A 9,478-nucleotide genomic window follows, 5' to 3' on the forward strand; every position below is an offset into this window, starting at 1 on the left:
TCTGGTGGGAGGAAATGCATGAGAAGCGTATTGGTACTGCTGCTAGCCTTTTGCTGCGGGGCGGCGTCCGCAGAAACGACAGTGATCGAAGACGGCTGTGTGAAGTACTTGGAAACGGGCAAGGTCTACAACGTTCGCGTCAACATCGTTGATGGGCAAGATCTTTGGCCAAAGTACAGCTGGGCAAATGTGCTCACGAAGTACGCCATCGTCTTCTGGGACAAGGACGAGGCCACGGTCATCGACATCAGCATCTTTGGCTTGATGATGGATACCGGAGTCCAAGCAAAAGATCTTCAAGGCCGGCGATGGAAAGTCGCCAAGCAGCCTTGGTGCTGAGGACTGAAGAGACTCGCGTGCGAGTGACGCCCAACCCTTCCTTCAAGCGGACGCCTGACGGCGCCGCCTAAGTCAAACGTTGAAATGCCGGCCCACTTGGACGTGATCGCAAGCATGACCATGACAACAAACCACAAGGAGAGCCCCACCGTGACCGACCGCCCCCATCCATCCAAGCTGTTGCTGCTGACCCTGCTGATTGCCGCCGGACTTGCCGGCTGCGCCGTCGAGCCTCGTGCTTTGACGCCGGACGAGCGACAGACGAACCTGCTCGCCGGCCGCAGCGCGATGGTGGCGCAGCAAGAGCCTGTGCAAGGCGCGATCACGCTCGAAGAAGCGATGGCGCGGGCCATCAAGTACAACCTCGACCATCGGCTCAAGCTGATGGAAGAGGCGGTGGCGCAACGCACACTCGACCTCTCTCGCACCGACCTCCTGCCCAAGCTCGTCATGTCAGCGGGCTACTCTGGACGCGACAACGAGCTCGCCTCGTCGTCGCGCGACGTGTCCACAGGCCTGCAGTCGCTCGTGCCATCCACCTCCACCGACCGCGAGCGCGTCACCGGCGACTTGAGCCTGAGCTGGAACGTCCTCGACTTCGGTGTCGGCTACTACAGCGCACGCCAGCAGGCCGACCGCGTGCTGGTGGCACAGGAGCGCAAGCGCAAGGTCGTGCACCTGCTGATGCAGCAGACACGCCAGGCCTACTGGCAGGCGGCGGGCGCGCAACTGCTTGAAGGCAAGATCGAACCGGTGCTCGCACTTGCGCGCCAGGCCCTGGACGATTCGCGCAAGGTCGAGGTCGAGAAGCTGCGTTCGCCGCTGGACGCCTTGAACTACCAGCGTCAATTGCTCGACATCGTGCGCCAGCTCGAAGCGGCGCGCGACGATCTGGCGCAGGCCAAGCCGAGGCTCGCGTCGATCATGAACCTGGAGCCGGGCCAGAGCTACAAGGTGGCCGTGGAACCTGCGCTGAACGCGCCACGCATCAGCTTGCCAGTGGCGAAGATCGAGGAGGCGGCGCTGCTGAACCGCCCGGAGCTCGTCGAGGCGCAATACAACGAACGCATCGGCGTGCTTGAAACGCGAAGGGCGCTTGCTCGCCTGCTCCCCGGACTGGAGCTCAGTCTCGGCGGGCATTACGACAGCAACAGCTACCTCGTCCATCGGAAGTGGAGCGACGCTGGCTTGCGCGTGAGCTGGAATCTTCTCAACGTCTTCAGTGCCGACAGCATCCGCGGCCTGGCGCAGACGCAGCTTGATGTGGCCAAGCAGCAGCGGCTGGCGTTGAACATGGCAGTGCTCACGCAAGTGCACGTGTCGCAGCTGGAATACCTGGGCCGCCTCAAGCAGTACGAGTTGACGCAGCAGCTCAACACCGTCGAGCAGCGCATCCTGCACTACACACGCAATGCGGCCTCGGCCAGTGCGCAGGGCAAACTCGAAGAGGTGCGTGCAGCCACCTCCGCCATGATGTCCGAACTGCGTCTGTACCAGAGCTATGGCGCGCTGCAAGGTGCTTACGGCCAGGTGATCGCCACCATCGGCCTCGACCCGCTGCCCGAGTCGGTGCCGGCATACGACCTGAAGACTCTGGGTGCGGCGGTGCGCGCCTCGGAGCAAAGCTGGACGAAGACCGTCAACCCCGGAGGCGGCGCATGACCCGACGTGTCGGGTTCGCCTTCTTCACGCTTGTTTGTGCCGTCACCGGTGCCGCTGCCCAGAACGTCAACTTCGCGGCTGACAAGGATGGCCGCATCCGCACGCAACTCAGCTCGCGCAATGCCGTGACGATCTCGTCCGAGATCGCAGCGCGCATTGCCAACCTGCCGATGCGCGAAGGCGATGCGTTTCGCGCCGGCCAACAGATCGTGGGGCTCGACTGTTCGGTGTACCAGAGCCAGCTTCGCAAGGCCGAGGCAGCAACCGAGGCCGCGAACGCGCTGGTGCTTTCCAACCGGCGCATGGCCGAACTCAACTCCATAGGAAAGTTCGAACTCGATCAGACACAGGCCAAGCTGAAGGAGGCGCAAGCCGAAGCGGGCACGGCACGGCTGCTGGTCGGTCGATGCGGCATCGCTGCACCGTTTTCAGGGCGCGTTGCCAAGCGGCACGTGGCCGCTCACCAGTACGTGACGCCGGGCAACCCCTTGCTCGATATCGTCGAGACCGGTCAGCTCGAACTGCAAATGATCGTGCCCTCGAAATGGCTCGCGTGGCTGAAGCCGGGTGCTGACTTCACCGTCGACGTGGAAGAGCTCGGCAAGAGCTATCCGGCCAAGGTGCAGCGTGTAGGCGCGCAGATCGATCCAGTGAGCCAGACGGTCCCAGTCTTCGGTGTGGTCGATGGCAACCAACCTGGGCTGCTGCCCGGAATGAGCGGGTGGGCGGCATTTGCTTCACGCAAATGAATGCATCCAACACGAGCACTCGACCATGAATGCCCCCGACCTGTCAAAGCCTTTGGTGAGCCTGTTGCAGTTGCAGCGACGCGCGCGCCAGATGTCCACGCCCGAAGCGCTGGGCTTCGTGATCGTCAACGAGACTCTGCAGCTCGCCCATTACCGGCAGGCTGCCCTGTGGAGCGCGGCAGGACTCGGTCGCGTGGCCGCCGTATCTGGCCTGCCCCAGCCCGACCCCACGGCCCCGTATGTGCAATGGCTCGCGGGCATGTGCCGCCATTTGGCGCTTGAACATCCCGAAGGCGCCGAAGTCGCAATCGATTCGCTGCCGGAGTCATTGCGAACCGATTGGGCCCAGTGGATGCCGGAGCACGCACTGTGGCTGCCACTGGGGCGCGACGATGAACCGGCCGAGGGCGGCCTGCTGCTGGCGCGCGATGCGCAGTGGAGCGCGCATGAGACGGCCTTGCTGAAAGAACTCGCGCACGCCTACGGTCACGCCTTGTCTGCCTTCAGGCCGACTCGCTCTATGTTCGAGCGCACTGTGGCGGCATTGCGTGCCGGAAAGACGCGCCGCAGGCTGGCAGTGGCCGCAGTCGTGGTCTGCCTCATCCCCGTGCGCTTGACCGCGCTCTCGCAGGCCGAGGTCGTGCCGCAGGACCCGTTCATGGTGCGCTCGCCCTTGGATGGCGTGATCGATCGCTTCGACGTGCGGCCCAATCAGGCGGTGAAGGTCGGCACGCCGCTGTTCAACCTGGACACCACGACCTTGCGCACGCGCATGGAACTCGCACGCAAAGCGGTCGACACGGCGCAGGAGGAATACCGCCAGTCCGCGCAGATGGCCGTGACCAGCGACAAGAACCGCGCCGAGACGGCACTGCGGCGGGGCAAGCTGCAGGAGAAGTCGGTGGAGATGGACTACACCGTCGAGCAGCTCAACCGCGTGCAGGTCAAGGCTGATCGAGACGGCATTGCTGTGTTTGCCGACACCAATGATTGGGTCGGCAAGGCAGTGACCCTGGGCGAACGCGTGCTGTTGTTGGCGGACCCCGCCAAGGTTGAGCTCGTTGCCTGGTTGCCGGCTGCCGACCTGTTGCCGGTCGCGCCCGGTGACACATTGACGCTGTACCCGCAAGGCTCGCCGCTGAGTTCATTCGACGCGAAGGTGACGAGCGTGGCCTATCGCGCGGAGGTGACGCGTGAGGGGTTTCTTGCCTATCGGGTGAAGGCTGCCTTTGCGCCGCGGACGGGCGGGACGCCGCGCATTGGTCAGCTTGGTACGGCGCGATTGCACGGCGGCTGGGCGCCGCTTGCGTATGTCGCGCTGCGTCGTCCGTTGTCGGTGGTGCGGCAGTGGGTGGGATAAATGTGCATGTGCACCGGACTGCGGTGCCTTCGTTACGTAGCTTTCGCATTGCGCTGCTGTTTTTTTACCGGCGGTTTTCTTTGGGTTGCTTTTGCCCCACTGCGACCGTAGAAGCGACATCTATGAACACCGATGCCGGCCTTCTCTCGCTGTTGTCCCCCACTTCTTCGGTAGTGGAGACTTGACTACGACACCCGGAGCAAGAGTGCGCTGGTCCACCAGCAGTGAGATTGTTGTTCCAACAGGGCGCTAACCACGTCTTACTATTGCCTTACTATGGGAAGATCAATAGAGACACAGCGTTAATGGCTGCAGATCAGGGCAGAACGCACTACGACGCCGCTCTGAATTCAGGCTACAGCCGGCCAACACCACCAGATCACCGCCTACCGATGAACGCATTATCTTTTCAGTCTGGGTCTCCAGCCGAATTGCTTGAAGGCTACGAAGATACAAAGCCTGGCGGATGGGATGACTATCCACTTGATGAGCTAGCGATTCGCGAAGAGCGTCGCGCTGCGATCGACGTTGTTCGGCGCTTGGCAGCCGGCAGATTTAGGCTCGACCCTGACTTTCAGCGGGACTTTGTCTGGGAAAAGGACAAGCAGAGCCGGCTGATTGAATCTGTACTGATGAGGATTCCTCTGCCTGTCTTTTACGTGGCAGAGGATGCGGATGGCCTGCTCATCGTCGTGGATGGCCGGCAGCGACTGACCACGCTACAGCGGTTTATCGATGGGGATCTGTCGCTAAATTTGCCTGACAGACCAGAGCTGAACACGAAGAAGTTCAAGCACCTCGAGCCCCGGTTGCAAAACCGCGTCGAGGACTGCCAACTTCACTTCTACATCATTGATCGGACTGTTCCGGAACGTGCTCGGCTCGACATCTTTGAGCGAGTCAACGGTGGCGAGGTTCTCACTCGCCAACAAATGCGAAATGCAATCTACAGCGGGGCCGCGACAGAGTTCCTCAAGCTCGAAGCCGAGTCGGAACTCTTCAAGGAAGCGACTGGGGGGAGCCTCAATACGAAGAAGATGCAGGATCGTGAGTTCGTCAATCGTTTCTGCTCTTTCAGCCTATTGCCCATCGACAGCTACAAGGGCGATATGGACGACTGGCTTGCGCGTGGGCTTCGTAACTTGTCCAAGTTGGGTCAAACCGATCTGGGCATGCTGCGAAAGAAGTTTCAGTGCGGCCTTGCGAATAACCTGACTGTGTTCGGGCGCCATGCATTCAGAAAACACCGCCAAATCAATCAAGACCGAAGCAGACTGAACGCGTCACTTTTCGATGTGATGATGGCGCAGATGTCGGCTCGCGATGCGTCAGCAGTTGCAGCCAAAGCGGAAGCGCTTCGCCTAGCATTCTTCGAGCGGATGGACGATGCGGCATTTACGAAGGCGATCACGTACGGTCCGAATAGCACAAAGGAAGTCCGGGATCGGTTCAGAATTGCTGCAGAGATGTTCGACGAGGTATTTGATGCTTGAAACACTTCACCTTTCAAGTTTCAAGTGCTTTGAAACCTTGGACTTGCCTTTGGGCCCGCTGACAGTGCTCTCCGGTGTCAACGGGGGCGGCAAGTCGTCCGTGATTCAGTCTCTTGTCTTGCTTGCGCAGACTCTTGAAGAACGAGAGTGGTCCCGATCACTGCTGCTGAATGGGACGAGTCTTACCCTTGGGGGGGCATCCGACGTTATCAATCAGGCCACGGGACGACGACAGCTTTCGCTCGGTGCTACTTCGGGTGACCGGAAGGTTGTATGGACTTTCCAGGCTCCAGATCGGCGCGCCATGGCGCTCGAGCTTGCAAGCGTCCACGTCAATGACCTTGCGGTCGATTTCACGGGATCTATACGCTGGCTTCTTCCCGAGGCCGAGGCGCGCGAGTGCTCTATCGTTAGTCAAATCCGCAGATTGAGCTGGTTGTCAGCAGAACGAACCGGGCCGCGTGAACTGCTGCCTCTGCTGGATGCGCAACACCATCGACAAGTGGGGGTGCGTGGCGAATTGGCCGCGGGCCTGCTGCAGTGGCGCGAGTCCGATCCCGTGGCGGAACCGCTCCTGTTTCAAGGTGAGCCGCCAACGCTGTTCCATCAGGTGCGGGCATGGATGCGTCATTTTTTCCCAGGATGTGACCTACAGGTTTTGCCAATCGAGGGCGCGAGTGCGATCAGTCTTCGGCTCCGGTCGGACTCAAAGTTGGACTTCCAGCGACCGCAGAACGTTGGCTTCGGTCTCACTCAGCTGTTTCCGGTGCTCGTCGAGGTTTTGTCCTCATTGCCCGGCGACTTGGTAATCGTCGAGAACCCTGAAGTCCATCTTCATCCCAGAGCGCAGCAAGAGATTGGTGCGCTCCTGGCGCGAGTTGCGAACACGGGAGTGCAAGTGATCGTAGAGACTCACTCCGACCATGTCCTGAATGGAATCAGACTTGCCGTGAAGGGCAGCCAGAGCATCAGGGCTGATGCGGTGGTGATTCATTTCTTTGCCCGCGCCGCAGATGGTTCTTCGCAACGTCTGTCTCCGAAGATTGATTCATCAGGAAGACTTGACGTTTGGCCGGAAGGTTTCTTCGACCAATTCGATCACGCGCTTGCCGCCTTGCTGTAGCTTTTTGTATGGAGCCAGTTCTCGACGAAACTAGCCTCGTGCCGTGCGGGACATGGGCGCCCGGCGCGCGCATATTGGCACTTTCTTCAGTCCTTGCATCCCTTGATCGACTTGGGGTGCCGAGGGTACTCCGTAGTGTGGCTGATGCTGCCGACAGAGATATTTCGCAGGGGCGTGGCTTTCGAAGTTGGTGCTTTGATGTTGGTACGAATAGAGATGCAGGCCGACTAGTCGCTTCTAGGCTTTCCCGTCAACCGTTTGTCGATGGCCCGTGCGGTCTTCTTGCTGTCGCCGAAGGTGCACGCGTACTTGAGACGAGAGTCGATGGCGAATTGGTCTACGGCCTTGGCCTGGGGGCCCTCGAAGAACGAATAGTGGCAGCACTGGCTAGTGGTGCCCGGCCTGAGGGCGCATCAGTAAAGGTGAAGATACTGGACGTAACCGCGGACGAGTTCGTCGAGTCCTCAGTGCCCGTCTTTGCTTATGTACATGGCACCGAGATCGATCGAGAGCCCACCTCGGTACAGGTTCTAGTCGATGATTCACTTCGAGATGGAAAGCTATTGCTCGAACGGTTTGCCGAGGTATTCCCTCAGCTGCGACTCGGATCGCTTGCAGCGGATGCCATTGGTCGGCTGGCAGGATCGGAACCAGTCTATCGACAACTTATTCGCCATCTTCGCGCTCTTAACGCAGCGGCTTCAACGTGGATCGCAGGCACTGCTTTCACGCCCCAGGGCATTACCTTCAGCCCAGAGTCGTCTGCAACATTGGAAAGCAACAGATTTGGCCCCATCCGGGACTTTTCTACTCCAGAGGGATTTGCGCATGAGCGCTGGAGCCTCCACACGAAGTTGACCGGCGGGGCTGGTGCCCGCTTGTACTACCGACCTGTGTCGACAGCGGAAACCAGAGTGGTCCTCATCGGCTACTTTGGCCCGCATCTTCCTTGCGTTCGCTTTCCGACCTGACGCCCCGAGATAAAGTCCTTAGCACCAGAATGGAACCTATCAGATCGTGAGCACACCCGTGAAACTCAGCGAACTGCTCGATGCATTCGATTGGGTCAGCGCTTCCGGCAACTTTGAGAACCAGGCGTATGTCAGTCGAGAGTCAGGCAGGGTCTACTGGTCGTCGAGTACGCATGAGGTTGAAGAAGAACTCCCTGAAGACGTTGAAGATCGCACTCTCTACGTGGCTGTACCTCACAAGAACGAATTTGACCTCGGCCGCAGTCTCGCGCTTCGCTTTGTAGAAGAGCAGTTGTCAGGTTCATATGATCTGGTCAATGGGTACTTTCACAAGAAGGGCGCGTATGCGCGGTTCAAGGACCTGCTTGAAAGACATGGCCGTCTCGAAGCGTGGTATCAGTACGAAGGCAAGGCGGTCGAGCATGCCCTGCGCGAGTGGAGTGAAGAAAATGGTCTTCAGGTTGACTTGTAGTCCAAGTCTGCGGGTGTGTGCTGACGCTTCCCTTTGTGAGTTGGTGTACTTGAGCATTGAGTGATGAAGCAATTCAAGTGCCTATGTCTGCGCAAGGCACGGCAATAGTTCCTCGAATCTGTTTTCTCACAACTCGCAAAGCGCAAATGACGCCTGAGCTTTCGACCCAATGTGCGTCCAAGGTCGCGTGGTGTTCTCCTGTTTTGCAAAGCGTGATGCCGCCTTGGGCTGCCGCTGATCTCAGATGATGCCGAACCACACCGCACTCCCCGAGCTGCGCCAAGACCTTGCGCTGCATCCCGGACCCGACGCCCCAGACGGCTCGCCGACATGGACGCTGCACGACCCTGCCAGCAACCGCTTCTACGCATTGAGCTGGCCGGCCTTCGAGCTGCTGTCGCGCTGGAACCTGGGCACGGTCGACGCGGTGCTGGCTGCGATCAGCCGAGAGACCACCTTGCAAGTCACGGCCGAAGACTTCGACGGACTGCTGCGCATGCTCATCGGCAATCACCTCGTCGTCGTACGCAGTGAACAGGACACGCAGCGGCTCGCCGCGCATGCCCGCTCGCTGAAGCTGTCACCGTCGAAGTGGCTGTTGAAAAACTATTTGTTCTTCCGCTTGCCGCTGCTGCGGCCCATGCATTGGCTGCAGCGTGCGAGTCCGTGGGTGGCCTGGGCTTACCGGCCTGCGTTCTGGTTCGTCATCGCGGCGCTTGCGGTCACGGGACTTGCGCTGGCCTCGCGGCGCTGGGACGAGTTCACGCACACCTTCGTGTCCTATGCGAGCTGGGATGGCGTGCTCGCCATCGGCATCGCGCTGAGCTTTGCCAAAGCCCTTCACGAACTCGGCCATGCTTTCACTGCCACTCGCTTCGGCTGTCGCGTGCCTGCCATGGGCATCGCATTTCTCGTGATGTGGCCGGTGCTTTACACCGACACCAACGAAGCCTGGAAGCTCACCTCGAAACGCCAGCGTCTGGCCATCGGCGCGGCCGGCATGCTGAGCGAACTGGCTCTCGCGGCGGTCGCGTTGATGGCCTGGAATCTTCTGCCCGACACGCCAGCCTTCGGCCCGCTGCGCTCGGGTGCTTTCCTGCTGGCCACCACCACCTGGCTGCTGACACTTGCCCTCAATGCGAGTCCATTCATGCGCTTCGACGGCTACTTCCTGCTGTCGGATGCGGTCGGCATGCCCAATCTGCACGAACGTGCCTTTGCCATCGCACGATGGTGGCTGCGCGAACGGCTGTTCGGCTTCGACGAAGCGCCGCCCGAGGTGTTCACACCGCGACGTCAACGCTGGCTG

Annotated in this window: 8 protein-coding genes; all 8 read left to right on the plus strand. The window is 60.2% G+C overall.

Features of this window, described 5'->3' with window-relative positions; all coding sequences use genetic code 11:
- Positions 1–18 precede the first annotated feature (18 nt).
- A complete protein-coding gene (locus tag AC30NL_RS03560; protein ID WP_489462634.1) occupies positions 19–339 on the plus strand; it encodes a hypothetical protein in 321 nt (106 codons plus the stop codon).
- Positions 340–489: 150 nt separating this feature from the next.
- Complete coding sequence (locus AC30NL_RS03565) at positions 490–2,001, plus strand: TolC family protein (protein WP_489462635.1); 1,512 nt, start codon at positions 490–492, stop codon at positions 1,999–2,001.
- Positions 1,998–2,750, plus strand: coding sequence for an efflux RND transporter periplasmic adaptor subunit (locus AC30NL_RS03570; RefSeq protein ID WP_489462636.1), 753 nt, complete (start codon positions 1,998–2,000; stop codon positions 2,748–2,750). Before AC30NL_RS03565 ends, AC30NL_RS03570 begins: the two co-directional genes overlap by 4 nt.
- 25 nt (positions 2,751–2,775) lie before the next feature.
- Positions 2,776–4,110: an efflux RND transporter periplasmic adaptor subunit gene (locus AC30NL_RS03575; protein WP_489462637.1), complete on the plus strand. Its 1,335-nt coding sequence runs from the start codon at positions 2,776–2,778 to the stop codon at positions 4,108–4,110.
- Positions 4,111–4,415: 305 nt separating this feature from the next.
- Positions 4,416–5,603, plus strand: coding sequence for a DUF262 domain-containing protein (locus tag AC30NL_RS03580; protein WP_489462638.1), 1,188 nt, complete (start codon positions 4,416–4,418; stop codon positions 5,601–5,603).
- Positions 5,596–6,726: an AAA family ATPase gene (locus AC30NL_RS03585; protein WP_489462639.1), complete on the plus strand. Its 1,131-nt coding sequence runs from the start codon at positions 5,596–5,598 to the stop codon at positions 6,724–6,726. Before AC30NL_RS03580 ends, AC30NL_RS03585 begins: the two co-directional genes overlap by 8 nt.
- Positions 6,727–7,755: 1,029 nt before the next feature.
- Positions 7,756–8,169 (plus strand): hypothetical protein, encoded by a 414-nt coding sequence (locus tag AC30NL_RS03590; protein ID WP_489462640.1) that lies wholly within the window; start codon positions 7,756–7,758, stop codon positions 8,167–8,169.
- A gap of 244 nt (positions 8,170–8,413) precedes the next feature.
- Positions 8,414–9,478 (plus strand): site-2 protease family protein (locus AC30NL_RS03595; RefSeq protein WP_489462641.1); only part of this gene is annotated, 1,065 nt, incomplete at its 3' end.

The organism is Rhizobacter sp. (assembly GCA_021153565.1).
GTDB lineage: Bacteria > Pseudomonadota > Gammaproteobacteria > Burkholderiales > Burkholderiaceae_C > Albitalea.